This is a genomic window from Candidatus Sysuiplasma acidicola (assembly GCA_019721035.1).
Classification (GTDB): Archaea; Thermoplasmatota; Thermoplasmata; order Sysuiplasmatales; family Sysuiplasmataceae; genus Sysuiplasma; species Sysuiplasma acidicola.
In genome coordinates, this window is sequence record JAHEAA010000014.1 from 34,745 (window position 1) to 52,521 (window position 17,777).

13 protein-coding genes are annotated in these 17,777 nt (G+C 49.1%); 3 read left to right on the forward strand and 10 right to left on the reverse strand.

The annotated features are described in order from the left end of the window. Positions 1 to 37 precede the first annotated feature (37 nt). On the forward strand, positions 38 to 1,084 hold the full coding sequence (locus KIS30_07310) for an isocitrate/isopropylmalate dehydrogenase family protein (GenBank protein MBX8646547.1): 1,047 nt from the start codon (positions 38 to 40) through the stop codon (positions 1,082 to 1,084). Here KIS30_07310 and KIS30_07315 read toward each other — a convergent pair whose 3' ends face one another. The 6 genes from KIS30_07315 to KIS30_07340 form a co-directional block, all read right to left on the reverse strand. Next, entirely contained in the window at positions 1,085 to 2,314 is a 1,230-nt protein-coding gene (locus tag KIS30_07315; GenBank protein MBX8646548.1) for an MBL fold metallo-hydrolase, read from the reverse strand. Positions 2,315 to 2,468: 154 nt separating this feature from the next. Then, positions 2,469 to 3,428, reverse strand: coding sequence for an ABC transporter permease (locus KIS30_07320; protein MBX8646549.1), 960 nt, complete (start codon positions 3,426 to 3,428; stop codon positions 2,469 to 2,471). A 12-nt stretch (positions 3,429 to 3,440) separates the two neighbouring features. Beyond that, on the reverse strand, positions 3,441 to 4,526 hold the full coding sequence (locus KIS30_07325) for an ABC transporter permease (GenBank protein ID MBX8646550.1): 1,086 nt from the start codon (positions 4,524 to 4,526) through the stop codon (positions 3,441 to 3,443). Between the two features lie 197 nt (positions 4,527 to 4,723). Then, complete coding sequence (locus KIS30_07330) at positions 4,724 to 5,956, reverse strand: ABC transporter ATP-binding protein (protein MBX8646551.1); 1,233 nt, start codon at positions 5,954 to 5,956, stop codon at positions 4,724 to 4,726. Positions 5,957 to 5,969: 13 nt separating this feature from the next. After that, complete coding sequence (locus KIS30_07335; protein ID MBX8646552.1) at positions 5,970 to 7,499, reverse strand: ABC transporter ATP-binding protein; 1,530 nt, start codon at positions 7,497 to 7,499, stop codon at positions 5,970 to 5,972. Positions 7,500 to 7,712: 213 nt separating this feature from the next. Beyond that, positions 7,713 to 10,658: a hypothetical protein gene (locus KIS30_07340; GenBank protein MBX8646553.1), complete on the reverse strand. Its 2,946-nt coding sequence runs from the start codon at positions 10,656 to 10,658 to the stop codon at positions 7,713 to 7,715. A 267-nt stretch (positions 10,659 to 10,925) separates the two neighbouring features. On the opposite strand from KIS30_07340, the gene KIS30_07345 reads away from it, so the two are divergent. Further along, positions 10,926 to 12,101 (forward strand): cation:proton antiporter, encoded by a 1,176-nt coding sequence (locus tag KIS30_07345; protein ID MBX8646554.1) that lies wholly within the window; start codon positions 10,926 to 10,928, stop codon positions 12,099 to 12,101. Positions 12,102 to 12,157: 56 nt separating this feature from the next. On the opposite strand, the gene KIS30_07350 is transcribed toward KIS30_07345, so the two are convergent. Further along, a complete protein-coding gene (locus KIS30_07350; protein ID MBX8646555.1) occupies positions 12,158 to 12,472 on the reverse strand; it encodes a hypothetical protein in 315 nt (104 codons plus the stop codon). A 148-nt stretch (positions 12,473 to 12,620) separates the two neighbouring features. Between KIS30_07350 and KIS30_07355 the strand changes: the two genes are divergently transcribed. After that, entirely contained in the window at positions 12,621 to 13,181 is a 561-nt protein-coding gene (locus tag KIS30_07355; GenBank protein ID MBX8646556.1) for a hypothetical protein, read from the forward strand. On the opposite strand, the gene KIS30_07360 is transcribed toward KIS30_07355, so the two are convergent. The 3 genes from KIS30_07360 to KIS30_07370 all read right to left on the reverse strand — a co-directional run. Then, positions 13,165 to 13,446, reverse strand: coding sequence for a hypothetical protein (locus KIS30_07360; protein MBX8646557.1), 282 nt, complete (start codon positions 13,444 to 13,446; stop codon positions 13,165 to 13,167). The genes KIS30_07355 and KIS30_07360 overlap by 17 nt on opposite strands. A gap of 117 nt (positions 13,447 to 13,563) precedes the next feature. Beyond that, positions 13,564 to 15,813, reverse strand: coding sequence for an ABC transporter ATP-binding protein (locus KIS30_07365; protein ID MBX8646558.1), 2,250 nt, complete (start codon positions 15,811 to 15,813; stop codon positions 13,564 to 13,566). Positions 15,814 to 15,815: 2 nt separating this feature from the next. Next, on the reverse strand, positions 15,816 to 17,777 hold a 1,962-nt coding region (locus tag KIS30_07370), incomplete at its 5' end, for an ABC transporter permease (GenBank protein MBX8646559.1).

A 17,777-nucleotide genomic window follows, 5' to 3' on the forward strand; every position in this document is an offset into this window, starting at 1 on the left:
GCCACGTAGCTACTCTTGTCATTAAGAAGTGGTTATAATGAGTTCCTACCGTGTTACTTTGATTCCCGGAGACGGCATCGGGCCTGAAGTTACGGATGCAACGGTGAAGGTTCTTGAGGCCACCGGGGTCAATTTCGACTGGGATGTAGTGGAAGCAGGAGAGAGAGCGCTGAAGAAGGAGGGCACACCGCTTCCTCAGGCCGTACTTGACAGCATGAAGAAGAACAGGATCGCGCTCAAGGGCCCGCTGACCACGCCGATTGGCGGCGGCTACAGAAGCGTGAACGTGGCACTGAGACAGATGCTCAACCTGTATGCAAGCGTGAGGCCGTCACGATCGATTGCAGGGGTAGGAACGCTATATTCCGACATAGATCTCGTTGTCGTAAGAGAGGCTACTGAAGAGCTTTATTCAGGCATCGAGCACTGGATCGACAGGGATCATTCCGCAGCCGAGACGATATCTGTCGTCACCAGAAAGGCGTCTGAAAGGATTGTAAATTACGCCTTCGACTACGCAGTGAGGGAGAAAAGGAAGAAAGTTACTGCTGTTCACAAGGCCAACATAATGAAGACCACTGGCGCGCTGTTCCAGGAAGTTTCGCAGCAAGTCGCCAAGAATTACCCGACGATTGAATTTGAAGAGAGACTCATAGACAACATGGCAATGCAACTGGTGAAGAAACCGCAGGCATACGACGTAATAGTTACCACGAATCTATTCGGCGACATACTCTCGGATCTGTGCGCAGGACTCGCCGGCGGTCTTGGCATAACGCCGGGTGCAATCATCGGTGACGAGATAGCGCTGTTCGAGCCGGTCCACGGTTCTGCACCGAAATATGCAGGGCAGGACAAAGTCAACCCTGTTGCGACGATACTGTCAGGCGAAATGATGCTGAAGCATCTAGGCGAAAGGGAGGCCGCGGAGAATGTATGGAACGCGGTCTTCGACACTATAAAGGAGAGGAAAGTCATAACATACGATCTCATAGATGGCGGATATGCGAATAATGCCCCGAGTCCATCCAGGTGTTCGCAGATGGCAGATGAAATAGCGAGAAAGGTCAGGGAGTCTGCCTGATCACAGTTCCAGACTCTCTCCCTTCTTGGGCATAAACACTTTTCTTCCATCGAACTCGTCGGCCAGCATCTTCCTCTTGTCCCCGTCTCCGTGCACGAGTATCACCGTTTCGGGATCGCATCTGTTCACAAACGAGACGATCTCACTGTGGCCTGCATGTGCCGAAAGGTCGAATCTTGACACTTCGCAGTTTATCTTCTCCAGAACGCCGTTGATCTCCAGCTGCCCTGTGCTGAGGAGCCTGTAACCATTGGACTCCTCGACCTGGAAGCCGCTTATGAGTATACCGCTCTTCGGATCGTTTTTTATCCTTTCGATGTAACTTAGCGCCGGCCCGCCGTCCAGCATCCCGCTCGTTGTGACAATCACGTCGGCCCTGTCGCTGTGATATCTGTCCTCGTTTGTCTGGACTTCGAACGCGCTGACGCATGCCTTTCTGAGTTCTGTTGCAGAAGAGACGTAATCCTTCGAACGGTTGTAGATTGAATTGACTTTCCTGCCCATTCCATCGACCCAGATGTTCAACCCGGTTTTTCCGAGTATCATGAGCAGTTCCTGCGTTCTTCCCACGGCAAAGGCAGGCAGTATGGCCTGTCCTCCTCTGCCAACAATATCGTTGACCTTGTCGATGAGCTCAGCCTCGGTTTTCTTTCGGTCAGGATGTTCCCTTCCCGCATATGTCGACTCTACGACCATGATGTCCGTCTTGACTTCCTCGGCACCCTGCACCAGTCTCGTTTCGGCCGTATGTATATCGCCTGTGAAAAGCACATTTCTGTCTGCCCTTATCTCGTGCATTGCAGCCCCCGGTATATGTCCTGCCATGCGCGGAATGAATTCTGTTCCTCCAATCTCAAAGGCATGTCCGAACCGTTCGACCTGAAAAAGCTTCATTGCGTCGTCGACGTCTCCCGGGTCATACGGCTCAGGAAAGCCTTCCATCTTAGCGACTTTTATACTGTCCAGCATAAGCAGCCTGCCGACATCCTTAGTCGGCATCGTACCATGGACGGGAACCGGATAGCGCGATGTGAGCCATGGAATCATACCCGAGTGATCAACATGGGCATGTGTGAGCACTATCTCATCCACCGGAGGAGCCTGAAGGGGATATACAGGCGGATCCCTCGGGATTAAACCGTAGTCGAACATTACCTTTCCAAAACCGTCTTCCAGCATTACTGCAAGGCCGCCGACTTCATCGGCACCTCCAAAAAATCTGAATTTCAAAGAACTTTCACCCGCAAGCACGAAACCTGTAATTGCAATACCAATATGGTCTTCAATTGCACCGTAACGTTATTTTCAATGCCATGTTACATCAATCAATATATGAATGTTTGTGAGAAAAGAGGGTTTTCAGGGGCGAATCGTCAACCGTGCATCATCTTCTCATGCGCGGATCGAGTATATCCCTGAGACCATCTCCAAGCAGATTCAGACCCAGTGAGTACATGAGTATCGCGAGGCCGGGGACAATGAATGTCCACGGATACTGAAGCGCCTGCGTAATGCCCACACTCTTGTATTGAAAATAGGTTGCCAGATTACCCCATTCTGGAAGATAAATGAAGTTTATGCCGATATTGATGTAATCGAGCGCAGCGAGCAGCAAAACCACGGATCCTACATCGAGAGACATCTGGACGAAAACCGGGTATACGGAATTGGGAATTATGTGCCGGAAGACCACCCTGAGAGTGCCTGCACCGGAGGCTTTTGCAGCCTCTATATATTTCAGCTCTCTGACAGAAAGCACCTGCCCCCTGACGAGTCTTGCGTATGTGGGCCACCAGATGATGATGAGTGACAATACCAGCAGTGTCATGACGCCGCCTGCCACATGCGCAAAGTCTTCGCGGAACACGACGATCATCGCAATTGCCAGCACTATGAATGGTATGGAGAAAAAGATGTCCGTCACGCGCATCAGTATGTCGTCAACCACGCCGCCTTTGTATCCGGCGAATGCGCCTAAGAGTATTCCAACGGTGGCACCGGCCGAGACGACGGCGAGCGATATGGCAAGATCAACCCTGGCTGCCTTAATTATTGCCGGCAGCAGGTTCACGCCGAAGTATGTTGTGCCGAGAGGGTACCTCCATGTCTGGAACCATGGTATATAGTCGTTGAGCAGTTTCCGGTTGGATTCCAGCACGTAAGGGTTGCCCGAGGTCAGCACAGGTGAAAAAATTGCGAGGAAGACGAACAGCGAGGTTATGATGAGTCCTGCGAGAGCCAGAGGACTCTGCTTGAAATAATAAAATTGTCTTCTGAACTGCGCGATCCTTGGAAGTATGCTGCTCGGTTTAAAACGCTGTGCTTTACCAAAAGACGTGGTCATCGATTCAGCTCCTCACCCCAGCCTGACTCTGGGGTCAAGATACGCGTACACTATATCCACAATCAGATTCGCCACAACGATTATTATAGCGAACACGAAGACAGATGCCATGATGGATGCAAAATCATTGACAATCGCAGCTTCGGCGAGCCAGTAACCTATGCCCGGCCATGAAAATATCTCTTCGGTAATCACTACGCCGCCCATGAGGGAGGCAAGCAGGAGCCCGAGTATTGTAACGGTGGCAGAATATGCATTTCTCTTTACATGTTTGTTGATAACGCGCTTCTGAGGCAACCCCTTTGCCTTTGCAGTCCTGACATAATCCTGACCCATGGCATCCAGCATACTGGACCTGAGAAAGCGCACTATAGCACCCATGCTCGTCAAGGCTACGGTAATCGCTGGCAGTATGATATGCTCAATGCTATTGAAGAATGCCGGGAAGTCTCCATAAATGAGGGTGTCTATAATCAGGAAGCCCGTGGGTCTGGTGCCGAGGATCAACCCGCCCTGATGCACGACCCATGGTTCGAAACCGCCATTTGGCGAAAAGTAATAGGAAATGCCAATCGAGTTGGAAATGCTGGTAATTGGCACATACGGAGAAATGGCAAAAAGTATCAGGAGGCCGAGCCAGAATGTAGGGGTGGAGTAACTTATCATCGCCCAGAGCCTTGATGCATGATCAGGGAGTTTATCACGTTTGACTGCCGATATAACTCCGAGCGGAATCGAGAAAAGCACAACAAGAATTATTGAAGCAACGGCCAGTTCAATTGTGTTAGGAAGACGCTCCTGCATTACCTGGAAAACCGGCCTGTAAGTGCCGACGAGAGTATCAAACCCGCTTGTGAATCCCCAGTTGCCGGAGAGAAGTCCCTGCATGTAATAAAAGTATTGAAGGTAGATTGGCGCATTAAGATGATATTCTGCAATGATGTGCGCTTTTGCTGCCGGTGTCCTTATGCGGCCCATGAGCGAGCTAATCCAGAGACCTATATTCACGCGCGTGAGTATGAATGTGAATGCCGTTACTCCTAAAATGACAGGAATCAGAAGCAAAAGTCTCCTTATTATGTAGGTTGTCATTTTCATTGAGCACAACACCATTTGCCGGTGGACTGCCAATCTGACGTGTCCTTATCCAGCGTACATTTCTTGGAGTATTTAACCGTTGATTCACCGGTATACAAATGGTCTCCTTCTGCTTGTCTGCCGCATATCGGTCCAACCGGTGTCAAAACCGTCAAACTCAGTTCGTATTCCGGCTGCATAACCATGGTATTCCAACCCTAATTTGCCTTCGATAGAACGGACTCGTCGAAATGTTCCCCTGCGATAACGCTTGCCTTTTCGGCAGCATCAATAATTCTACTGTCCATTTTGTGTATGAGATGACAGGCAACCTGATGTCCTGTGTTGTTCCAGTCCCGGAGCTTCGGTTCCTCATCCCTGCATATCTGCTCAGCATAGGGGCATCTGGTTCTGAACCTGCATCCGCTGGGAGGCGACGCCGCGCTCGGCACATCGCCGGAAAGGATTATTCTCTCCCTCCTAAGAAGAGGATCTGGTATAGGTATCGCGGAAATGAGAGCCTGAGTATACGGATGCAGAGGATGAACAAACAGCTCCTCAGTTTCAGACACTTCGACGATCTTTCCCAAATACATGACCAGAACGCGGTTGCACATTGCCCTGATAACGCTCAGATGATGTGAGATGAAAAGATAGGACATATTGTTCTTCTGCTGAAGATTCCTCAGAAGATTGAGTATCTGTGCCTGAACTGAAACATCGAGAGCAGAAGTGGGTTCATCGAGCACTATGAATCTTGGATCCAGTGCAAGTGCTCTTGCCACGCATATTCTCTGTCTCTGACCGCCGCTGAATTCATGCGGAAAGCGGTACAGATGCTCTTCATTCAATCCAACGTCCTTAATCAGAGACAAAACACGTTCGTCGATTTCCTTTTTTGTCATCCTGCCATTACCTGAAACAGTGTTCGAATCCTTTTCCGGCAAAGAGTTATCTGAATTGCCGGTCTCGGTTATGCGCCTGTGAATACGCAACGGTTCGGAGAGAATCTCCTTTACAAGCATCCTTGGATCCAGCGATGCAAACGGATCCTGAAAAACAATCTGCATTGTCTTTCTGATTTCTCTGAGACGCCTCCTCTTCGCTTTGAAAATCGAATACTGCTCTGCAATTTTGCGTATTCGTTCTAGTGTTTCTTCACTGTTCTTTGCATCCGCGCCTTCAGTTTCAAGAGAACTGTAGAGCGCATCTAATTCGGCCGAAACAGAGTCTGGCGGATCTATGAAAGCCTGGCCTGAGGTGGGTTCGAGAAGCCGCAGCAATGTTCTGCCTGTCGTTGTCTTGCCGCACCCGCTCTCACCAACCAAACCAACGGTCTCCCCCTGATATATCTGGAAGGAGACGTCGTCAACCGCATGAACGTAACCAACGCTTCTCGACATCACGCCTGCTTTAATCGGAAAGTACTGTTTAAGATGCCTTATATCCATGTAAAGGTTATTTTTAATTGTCAACACCTCCGAAGAGGAAGCAGCTGACCGTGTGGCCCTTTGAAACTTCTACCGTAACAGGCACGGTCGTCTTGCATACGTCCATGACATACGGACATCTGGGATGGAACCTGCATCCGGCTGGCGGCCGTAGCAGGTTTGGCACTGAGCCGGGAATGGTAGTAAGCTTCTTCCCTGGCATATCCAGCCTTGGTATGGCTGAGAGCAGACCCTTTGTATACGGGTGCAGCGGGTTCTTGAAAATCTCAGTTACAGTTCCGGTTTCCGCCACGACTCCGGCATACATGACCGCCACGCGGTCACACACTTCAGATATCACACCAAGGTCGTGAGTTATAAGCATGACAGAGGCGTTTGTTGTCTTCTTGAGCTTCTTCATCAGATCCAGTATTTGTGCCTGAATCGTCACATCCAGAGCGGTGGTGGGTTCATCGGCAATCAGAAGTGACGGATTGCACGAAAGAGCCATGGAAATCATGACACGCTGCTGCATGCCGCCGCTCAGTTCATGTGGGTAGCTGCTTAGAACTTTGTGGGCATCCTGAATGCTGACCTGCTTGAGCAGTTCTTCAACCCAGCCGGAAGTTTCGGTGTTTATCGATCTGCTGCACTCCCTCCTTGCGATCAAATTCAGCTTACTGAGCGCGATCTTCCACCTGCATCGTCTCACCTCAATAGAAATTTTTTTGATAGCGCGCAGGTCGCTGCCTGCCAATATGGCATTCCTCTCACTCTTCAAAAGCGTGTCAAGTTGTTTTTCGAGCTGAAGGATACCCCTGGCAGCCTTTGAAAGCGAGCCTATTTTTGCCACACGTAATGCTTCCTTCAGCCTTTTGCTTCGCTTCTGGCCCCTTGATGTTATCACATCATAAACCTGAATCTGCTGACGCTGATCCTTCACGTGATTGGATATTGTTAGCATGGCGGTCTTTCTGAAATCATCTCTGTTCGTTCCCGAGACATCAAAATCATCGATGAGTGACCTGATGCCGGATGCATAACCAGAGAGACTGGCCACTTCCTTGCGTAGAATGGAATCTATGATTTCAGACTTCCTGTGCATCAGTAGCGCTTCACCCACCTGCCTTTCGACAGTCAGTACAGGGTTCAGAGCCGTTGTAGGTTCCTGGAAAATCATGGATATTTCCCTTCCTCTTATGCCCTGAAATATCCTTTCTGTAAGTTTTATAACTCTCTTGTTCCTCTTTATCCGAACTCTTTTCCCTTTCTTGTTCACATATTTGACTTCATAAGGAAGATAGCGTGTCAGATCTGCGCCCTTGTAAATTATTCGTCCGGAGACGATTCTGCCCGGAGGATCCTGAATCAGTTTCAAAACAGAAAAAGCCGTAACGCTCTTTCCGCATCCTGTTTCGCCGACGATGCCAAGTGTTTCACCCTTTCTGACGTAAAGAGTGACCCCGTCAAGTGCCTTAACAATACCATCATAAACAAAAAAATATGTCTTCAGATCCTCAACTCTGAGCAAAATGTCCGGATCCTGTTCAATGGTGGTGCTCATAACGGATGCAAAGAGTGCTTAATCGGACACCGTATTTAATTATTTTCAGCTCTAACAGCAGCCATGCGTTAAAGTCTTCACCAGATCAGAACACCAAATCAGAATGGACTTAGGGCAACAGCAAAACGAAGAACACTCTTGGCACGTCAGTCAAAATTGAAATAATAAAATGTTTGAGTAAAGGGTTTAGAGTGTGCCTTGTCTACCGGCTCATCACTTGGTTACCGGGAACAGTATCAGGAAGGTCAGCGATGCAGATAGTGATGTGGACCATGCAAGCGATGATGGGGTGATCCACGATCTGTAGAACGTTATGCCTATCGGCTGGAATACTCCGACGAGCATATCCAGTTTAACGGACAGCGAGTCTGACAGATAGTAATCGTGCGCCCTCTGGCTTGTGTTGAGCTCGCCTGCACCTGCTGCACTTGCGTTCCACATGGCGTTTATCATCTGCCACTGGTGTGGATTGGTGGTCGAATTGAATCCCGGCCCTGGCATCCAGCCGTCAGGGAATGAATATATTCCAAATGGCTGTACAAATGGTGCGGCGAAGTCCGTCGGGTCTGGATAATCAGCTATCCAGCCCAGGAAATACAGAGGCAAGGGATTCTGCGCAGCCGGGACTGCAGTCACGGAAAGCAGTGTCGCGAAGTTGATGTCCTGAAGGAACGGTTTGACTGCACCATTGGTCGCATTCTCGATGGCTGGTATCCAGTACGACTGGATCATTGAGTCCTGTATCGGACTGCCTGCGATAGAGAATATTGGGAAGGTTATGGAGCCTGAAGCAGCACTCGAGTAAGGCGAATGACTCCAGTAGTACTTTGCAAGTGACATGTTGTAATAGGGAGCCATCGAATCGTTGGAAATGTTGCTGGGATAATCTGCAAGTCCGACCGGAATGTAACCTGTCAGATTCGTTGCGACCGATATTCCACTATTCGTGTTCATAGACATATACTGTGCCTGGTCGAATGCGTAAGTGAACGCCCTTCTCACACTCAGGTTACCGAAGAATGTGGACACCTGCCAGCCACCCGGAACATTCGCGGAAGTCGAATTTGCGCCTGTGGCGTTTTCATATATCAGGCTGGAGCTGGGGAATTTAACGGTCTGGGATGAAAGAGCGTTGAGCGCAGTAACGTTTATCTGAGTTACGAAGAACCATGTGAACAGTGCAAGCTCAGGTGATGTTATGGCATTGGCCTGTCCGGCGTGGACCATTTTCATCACCAGCGGGAATGCGCTTGGCGGAAATGCACCCTCGGCGAAATCTGCCGCACCGGTCTGGAATGCCTCCTGGGCAACGGATTCGGAGGTGTAATAGTAGATTGTTATGCTTGGCTGCATTGCCGATACAGGAGGATAATCCTGTGTCTGGGTGAAGTTCTGGTTAGGAACAAACCTGATCATCTGACCGGGAACTACCGCTTGAACAATATACGGACCGGTTCCCATCGTGCCGAACTGGAGCTTTGTGTTCCACGATACAGCGTTGCCGTACTGCTGGTAACTGTAAAATGCCGAGGAAGACGCCGCATTCGGCGAGAACGAACCTATACCAGCTCCGCTCGAATTCGCCCATGAAGCATCCATGACAAAGGCTATGGGCTGCGTCAGGAGCTGCATGAAATAAACAGCAGAGCCGAATGAAGAATACTGACCAACTGAAAGGCCTGCGGCAGATGCCGCTGTCGCATTCTCAGGTGTCCCGGTTATCATGTATGCCGAGTTTGTTCCATTCTGCGGAGTTACACCAAACAGCGACTGATTTGTTGTAGGAAGTATGTGGAAGGTTATGGAAGTCGAGTTATAGGTCATTGCGTGGTCAACCCAGAACGGACTTACATTGTACGGACCGTAAATTGAGTCGCCGGGTATCAAAGCATGCGCCATTAACCATCCTGGTCTGCCGGGATCGTTGGCAAACAGCAGGCCACGGAGAACTGAGAAGTAGACATCATAGCCAGTGACAGGCTGACCATTTGCGAACTTAGCCGATGGATTCAGATTGAATGTGTAGTTAACATATGTGACACCATTAGAAGTGTTTGTGGCAATGAGCCCGTTTGCAACTGTTGGCACGGCGGTTGCCAAAACAGGCATGAAGGACGATGAAGTGCCTCCCGGGGCATACTGCACAAGGGGTTCATAGAGATTGTATATGGCTTCGTAGCTGACTGTGTCGTAGGCTATCGCAGGATCAAGCGATGCAAACCCGCCGGGTATCCATGTTGCATCAACAATGCCGCTGTGAGTTGATGGCGAACTGGAATGCCTCGGGGCGAATGCGCCTACTGCCGCTGTTTCCACAAAGGTCCAGCTTGAGGTCTGGGACGATTTGTTAGTAACAGCTGTCAGTGTCATCGCATATATTCCAGAAGACATCGAAGTCGCATTGAGATAGTTTACACCATTAGCTACATCTGTCGCATTAAAACTCGGTGAAACTGTCTTTCCAACTTTGAACGACATAGACTGTAGCGCCCAGCCGGACGTCAGCGGATAGCTGGAGAAACTTGAAGGCAGAAGGCTGGAGATATTGACATACCCGCCAACAGGGACCACGTTGGGGAAACCTGCTGAAAGATTCTGGCTATTCGCCGAACTCCCCATAACCTGTATAGCCACAGGGAACTGATTCGCTATTGCCGTCGAGGTTACACTCGGCGTAATAGATACAGGTACGAGACTCAAGCTGTTGTCATAAGCAACGTTGGAAGTCGTTATGACCCGATCAAAAACAAGGTAATTACCCGGATTGGGATAAACATACTTAACAGTTAAGCCTGCAGATCCGGAGATTGTCTTTGTGACACCGTTACCAAAATTCCATGTCACCGAACTGACGGAAGATGGAGAAACACTCGAACCAGAATAAAATGTGATGCTGCTGCCCTGACTGCCTACGCTGTAACTTGCATAGGATGGCAACGTTCCAGACTTCACCTTCGCAGGTGGTTTCGAGATTGACAGATAAATGCCCAAACCAGCGACAATCAGGATGATTACGACCACTACCGCAACAATCATAGTTCTAGATTTTCCTCCGGTAGGCGGCGGAGGAGTTATTCCCTGTGAACCGACAGGAACTGAACTTCCGCTTGAAGGGGTGTTCGCCGATCCATTCAGTGCTGAAAATATCTTTACATTCATTTTCGTTCTACTCCCTTGATTTATCCAATCAAGTTTAACATCGATAAGAATTATGCGATTTAAAGCTTACTGAAGCCTTCCTTGCCATTTTTTATGTCGATCGTACCAGGGATAGGAGACATTTATGATGCATGACCATTTCCAGCGAGAATAACACTCAATGAGCCGTTGGCAAAAGGTGGAGTTGACCTTTGCCACAGGTCAATCAGACAGAAACACGATTAGGATAGGTTTTTACTCAAATGTTATAAATCAACGAATCCTAACATGTTCGGGAATAAAATGGACATCATCACTGCGATGCTTCTGTTACTCGGAGTAGGCCTCGTACTGGGCCAGCTCTTCGAGCACTTCAGGGTCGTCGCAATTGCAGGTGAAATTATCGGCGGCATCCTGCTTGGTCCGGCAGTATTCAACATTGTCACACCGGATGCAATACTTTACAGCATATCGGAAATTTCGCTTTTCTTCATCATGCTGCTTCTCGGAATCGAAATGACAGTTGACTTGCTGAGGAAACCGTACCGCCGTGCTCTTCCGCTTACGATGACGAGCTTCGTTATTCCTGCAATAATGATGTTTCTGCTGCTATACTTCGCCGTGAGATACAGCCTCGCCGCGTCGGTGATCGTTTCCATATCGATAGGTGTGCCGTCGATATCAATCATATCCGTGCTTGTGAGAAACTACGGGTTGCTCCAGAAGGATGCGGGTTTAACCATGCTATCCAGTGTTGTACTGTCAGACCTTATCGCATTCCTTCTGCTTTCTGCGTTCCTCGGTACCAGACAATTAATTCCGGAAGTGTTCATTTTCCTGATATTCATTATCGTGATATATTACCTTGACAAGTTCATAACCAGCCATTCAGAGGCCATCATCAAGGCATTCGGGCGGCTGCATGCAACTGAACATGGTGAAAAGATCATATTCGGGGCGATCATATTCGGCGGACTCCTGGTTTCAACCATTTTTCAGTCAATAGGCATCACGTTCGTTCTCGGCGCATTCTTTTCCGGAATGCTTATCAGTGAAGTTGTGGTGGGCAAGGATCTACTGGGCATACTGACGAGGACGCTCAACAGAATGAACGAGAGTTTCTTCATTCCAGTTTACTTTACCATTGCCGGTTTGAGCATGCTCATACCCGGCGCGAGTTATGTCGCGACTCTTCTTGCTTTGCTGCTTCTGACTGGTGTTGTCGCCGCATATATGAATTTCAGGATGAGCAGAAAACTCTCCATTGACATCAGCCCCAGGAGCACGGTGGGATTCCTTGGCGCGAGAGGAGCAGTCGGAGTCGTTATTGCAGGCACTGCCCTGAGTTACTCATTGATAAATCATGAGATGTATTCGGTAATACTGTTCGGCACTGTCGCAATGGCATCTTTTTTCCCCGTGCTGATAAGCGAGGGAAAGAACAAACCTGAAACTTCAACCTGACAGGTGTGAAAAACAACAGCAGGCTGCAGTATTTGCGACGCCGGGATACAGTTGATTCAGACTACATACGTCGCGAAACCATTTGATCTCAGTGCCGTGGAATTCTGCTCATTAGCAAGGCGCTGCGACGTTACTTCGTAATTCAATATTTCCTTCATATCGAGGCTCAGGAAATCGGCGAGTTTCTCGAGCCTGTCGTACGGAAATGGCTGTCTGCCTACCAGTATCTGTCTCAGGGGCCATGCCGGATGTATCCTTGAGCGGTAGCCGATAACCCGCGCAAGCCTGTTGATACCGTCTGCCTTCTCTATGCCCTCACGTATGAGTGCGATGCGAAACCGTGCGAGCAGCCATATCTTTCTCCTTTGCATCCTTAGCTCACGATATAACCATCTCAAAGAACATATTTAAGACGTTGCTTCACGACAAGGATCGTTGGTAAAAGAGAAACTGCCTGTTGCTTTTCCAACGGATGTACAGAAACGGTGCAAGCAATAAGTTATTAGCAGTGCTGATCGCATGAGGAAAATCAAAATGAGAGTTAACCATTATTTCAGGAGGGATATTTTCATTGTTGGCATGTCGCTGTTTCTTGTGGGTGTGCTTGTCTTCCTCATTCCGCTCACATCAACTTCAGTACTGACAGATAACGGTTTCACTTACAGCGGCAGGGCTGACTGGTACCAGTCCGGCCAGCTCTACCTGCCTCGGGGATATTCCATTTCAATGAAGCTGATTTCTGCAGATCGTATAACCCTTGGTTTTGCAGCAGACAGTAACTGGTATCAATTTCTGAGCACAAACATAAGCGAGCCTTTGCTGCTGAAAATGTTTGCCGGAAGTTCCGGAACACTGGGTTTCACGGCGAAGTCTGACATCCTGTTTTTCATAGTGATAAGCGCCGGCAACGCAACATCTCTTCCCCTGATTGAGCTTATTATCAGCGCAACAAACCCGCATGGTTTCGCGGACTATTCATACATTGCAGTCGCTCCGGGAATTGTCCTGATTGCTCTTTCGCCTGTCTACGAGGTAGCGAAGCACAGGGTGGACAGAATGAGAATCAGACGATATAAATGATGACAGCCGCAAGTATGTAAAGAGCAGCAACACCCATGTATATTGCAGTCAAAACGAATTGCTGTTTGTAAACGTAATTGAGATCGCTTTCACCGAAGGGCAGGTTATTGTCCACGATTTCCCTCAGGTACATCTTCGCGCCGAAATCCCAGAAAGCGCCTACGAACATGACACACACACCGAAGATGAAAAGAAGGACAGGCATAACCTGGATATAATTGAAGAGACCGAAGAAGTAAAGCGGCAGAGGCACTGAAATTATCAAAATCAATGCTAAAACAGGGAACAGGGCATAAGTGAGCCGCGCTTTCGTTATAGAGCGGCGCAGGGCCAGTGTTTCAGCATCATGTTGCATCATATTGTGATTATCAAAACACGCAGGTCAATCATTAAACTTGTCTTTGCGCATCTTCAGGAGCTGCTCCGGATTGAAATGACAGAGGTACCAGTGGGAGCCGGCCTCCTGCCTGGGCGGCGGAATTGCATTACACATATCCTCTCTGTAAGGGCAGCGGCGATAGAACCTGCATCCCTTCGGAACGTTAACGGGACTGCCAATCTCCCCTTCAATTTCGAGTTTGCCCGGATTCCAGTTGGGAGCCGGTATCGGCACTGCCTGGAGGAGCGCTATTGTGTAAGGATGCAGAGGATTCCGGATCACTTCCTCCGTCTCACCCACTTCAACCGCGACGCCGAGATACATAACGAGAATCCTGTCTGCGAGATAACGTGCCGACGCAATGTCGTGCGTTATGTAGATTATGGTGATGCCGAATTCACTTCTCAGGCGCAGCAGCAGATTCATGAAGCCTGCGCGAAGAGAAACATCCAGCATGGATATTGGCTCGTCGGCAATGAGCATTTCCGGCCTCAATACCAGCGCCCTTGCAGCAGCCACCCTTTGTCGCTCACCCCCGCTGAGTTCATGCGGAAACCTTTCAAGATAATTCTCAGGCGGTGTCAGATTCACCGTATAAAGTGCCTCGTTTACCAGACTCACAATCTTGTTTGGATTCCTGCTTAGCTTGTGCGCAATAACAGGCTCCTGAACAATGTCAAATATGGTCATCTTGGGGTCAAGAGAGTCATACGGATCCTGGAATATCATCTGTGTCTGCCTCCTGAAGATATCGTACATTCTGTCGCTCTCTCTCAGCGAACTCAGATCGATAGGTGGCAGATTTTCAATTTCCGGCGAACCGTTGTTGGGGGTGCCGGTGTATTCAGACGTTGTGTCTTTATCAGAGAACGTGTTCGTAACCGGACCGGGAAGATACATCAGCTTTCCGCTAGTGGGCTTCAGTAAACCCAGCGCCGTTTTACCAAGGGTTGTTTTACCGCTTCCGCTTTCGCCGACGATGGCAAATATCTCATTTCGCCATATATCTACAGAGATGTGGTCAACAGCCCTTACCAGCCTTCCTTCAGTGGACCTGCTGAACACTGATCCAAAAAGTGTTCCTCTGATATCAAAATACTTTGAAAGTTCTTCAGCTTTGACAACATCAGATGTATGTTCCGGCTTAAAAGAGTGAAATGATCCAGCCAGACCGGCAGTGGAAATATTTGATTTAAGTTTTCCTGAAACGAACTCGTTTGCAAAATGACACAGGCTGAGATGATCTTCTGAAATTTTTACGAGCGGAGGTTCCTGCCGGCTGCAAATATCCTGGGCGTAAAGGCACCTGGGTGCAAATCTGCATCCTGCAGGCGGGGACATCGGATCTGGTGGTGAGCCGGGTATACCGATTATTGGCTCCCTTGCTTTAGCAAGCGATGGATAGCTGTCCAGCAGGGATCGCGTGTATGGATTGCCCGGCTTCAGGTAAATTTCGTCCAGACTGCCAATTTCCATAATCCTTCCCGCGTACATCACCGCGATTCTGTCTGCGAGCTGGGCTATCACGCCGATGTCGTGGGAAATCACCATCATTGACTCGATCTCCGACTTCCTCAATTCCTTGAGTTCGGAAATAATTCTGGCCTGTGTAATGACGTCGAGGCCCGTGGTTGGCTCATCGGCAATGACAAGCTTCGGCTTCAGCGCCAAAGCCATGGCGATTACCGCCCTCTGTTTCATTCCGCCGCTCAGTTCGTGTGGAAAGGAATCCAGAACGCCGGGATTCAGCCCTGCATGTATCACAGATTCCGTGACGCGCTTCGATATCTCCTCTTCAGAGTATGAGGTGTGGAATCTGAAAACCTCGGAAATCTGCTTGCGAATGGTATATGCAGGATTAAATGCGTTCATCGAGCCCTGAAATACTATCGAAATACCCTTCCACCTTATTCTGGATAATTTCTCGGTAAGCACTTTGCGCTGCCTTCTCTTCAGCTTGACGCTCGCCTTGCCGGAAAATTCTGGCGCAGTGACGGTTTCACCCATGAATTTGACCTCACCCGATATTAGCGCATTGTCCGGGAGCATCGAGATTATCGCGTTCGCAAGCGTCGACTTTCCGCTTCCACTCTCACCGAGTATTCCAACCGTTTCGCCTTTTCTGATGTTCAGATGCACGCGGTCGAGAGCCATTACTGTACCTTCATCGGTTTCAAAATTCACCGAAAGGTTGTCTATACCGATGACAGCGTCGGTATCTGCGTTACTGTTAAACGTATGTTGAATCTGCATGGTCATCTCCTCCTCAGCCTCGGATTGACAACCTCATCCAGACCCCTGGAAACGAATACGAATGCGAATATGAAGGCGGTAAGCGCGATTGACGGCGGTAGAATCCACCAGGGTGCCCTTGCTGCGAGGAAGAAATTGGAAAGCGTCGCATTCAGCATTGCTCCCCACGTGGATATAGCAAGTGGAGCTACGCCAAGAAACTGTAGTGTTGAAACACCTGCGACTGCACCGCCGATTCCGACGGCCGTAAAATATGCAAGCAAGGGAGTCATATTGGAGAGGAAGTGCCTGCGGAGTATCTGCATACTTCCGGCTCCTGAAACTTTTGCGGCCTCAATGAAAGCATGTGTCCTGATGGAACGCACCACTCCAATAAGCGTAAAGGTGGTAAACGGCCAGCCCACTAGAGTTAACACTAATATGATATTGAAAAGCGACGGCCCAAGCACGGCTGACATCACAATCAGCAAGGCGATGAACGGGATAAGGAAAATGACAAGCGATACAGTTTCCACAACAGAACCGATGAAACCGCCGACGTAGCCGACAATCATTGCGAAAACTACAGATATTAAAATTATGCCTAGCGCAACGAATATGCCAATTTCCCAGTCATAAACGAAGCTCGCAACCCATTGACTCCACACGTCCTGGCCGTAGATGTTTGTTCCCATAAGGTAAACGTTGCCTGAAGGAGCATGCAGTGTCGGCGGAATCGGGTTGATATCAACGCCATTGGTAGAATAAAGCACGAGATAATGATTGTTTGTGATAAAAGCAATTGTGTCTGCCCCTGAAAAGGAGTCCCTGACGAGTATGGGTGACGATGTTTGCAAAGATGAGGAGTACCTCGCATGCCACTGAAATGGCTGTTTTCCGCCCAGTGCTGAAACAGACGTGAGAAATCCACGGTCTGTAGACAATATAAATGCCGAGGAGTCCGGAGCATATATTATGTTTCCAAACATCGTGCCTTCTCCAGTCGGTGTTGACACGATTGAATTACCGTTCACCAGCTTGTTAACATTGCTAACCAGATACAGACGTGATGGCGTGGACACAACCGAGTATGCTGGAAAACCGGAGCTTCCGTAAGAAGACGAATATCCTATAATCTGCTCAGGAGTCTGATAGACTTTTACCGCCGTTCCATTATTGAGCATTATGCCATAATAACCGGTGCCGTCAGAAACAAACGCCATACTGCCGGGAACAGTGCTTAACTGGTAGTCGTATGGAATATGTATGGGCAGATTAACATTTATGGGGGATGAGAGATTCGACTGCCAGTTCAGTTTGCCCGAAAATGCTTTGATTGAATACATCGTATTTCCCTGAGCGATGAGAACCTGTGTCTGAGAGGTGTGTCCGGGCTGATAATTTGCCCCGACAAATGCGGGCTGGGAAGGTGTCTGGTTGCCTGCAAGCCTGAAGTGCCAGAGCTGAGTCAGGGGACTTGTATAATACGATGCGAGGTAAACGCCTGTACTGTTGCGGTAAACAGCGAACAGCATTCCGGGGATAAAGCCTGAAGACAGCGATGTTGAACTGCGGAAAGGGACCCACGCCGGTAGTGAAGAGGCAGTTGACTGCGAGTCTGAGACGACTGGCATCAACAAAGATTCATTGATCATTACAGTCTCATTGTCCGTCAGAAAAGGCTCGCCGCTACCCGGACCATGATTGCCTGACCATTGAATTTTGCTCAGAGAAATTGTGCCATTGTTCGTCGAGAGAAGCAGAAAATTATTGTAAGACAGCGAGGAGTAACCACTGCCGACAAATGTAGAATAACTGGAAAGAGGAAATACAGAGGGGGGAAATGCGATTGTGCCGGAGGAAAGCTGGAGCTTAAGCAACGGATAAATTGTTCCATTGGTCGTTGTCGGACTGCCTCCAAGACCCACCCCATAAACCTGGCCTGAAGGAGTGCCTGCATAAACGAGATAACTTCCCGCTGCTCC

Coding starts and splice junctions, on each gene's coding strand:
- KIS30_07340 (MBX8646553.1), bottom strand. CDS start 10,658: ATGAATGTAAAGATATTTTCAGCACTGAATGGATCGGCGAACACCCCT.
- KIS30_07335 (MBX8646552.1), bottom strand. CDS start 7,499: ATGAGCACCACCATTGAACAGGATCCGGACATTTTGCTCAGAGTTGAG.
- KIS30_07320 (MBX8646549.1), bottom strand. CDS start 3,428: ATGACCACGTCTTTTGGTAAAGCACAGCGTTTTAAACCGAGCAGCATA.
- KIS30_07330 (MBX8646551.1), bottom strand. CDS start 5,956: ATGGATATAAGGCATCTTAAACAGTACTTTCCGATTAAAGCAGGCGTG.
- KIS30_07355 (MBX8646556.1), top strand. CDS start 12,621: ATGAGGAAAATCAAAATGAGAGTTAACCATTATTTCAGGAGGGATATT.
- KIS30_07325 (MBX8646550.1), bottom strand. CDS start 4,526: ATGAAAATGACAACCTACATAATAAGGAGACTTTTGCTTCTGATTCCT.
- KIS30_07345 (MBX8646554.1), top strand. CDS start 10,926: ATGTTCGGGAATAAAATGGACATCATCACTGCGATGCTTCTGTTACTC.
- KIS30_07365 (MBX8646558.1), bottom strand. CDS start 15,813: ATGCAGATTCAACATACGTTTAACAGTAACGCAGATACCGACGCTGTC.
- KIS30_07310 (MBX8646547.1), top strand. CDS start 38: ATGAGTTCCTACCGTGTTACTTTGATTCCCGGAGACGGCATCGGGCCT.
- KIS30_07350 (MBX8646555.1), bottom strand. CDS start 12,472: ATGCAAAGGAGAAAGATATGGCTGCTCGCACGGTTTCGCATCGCACTC.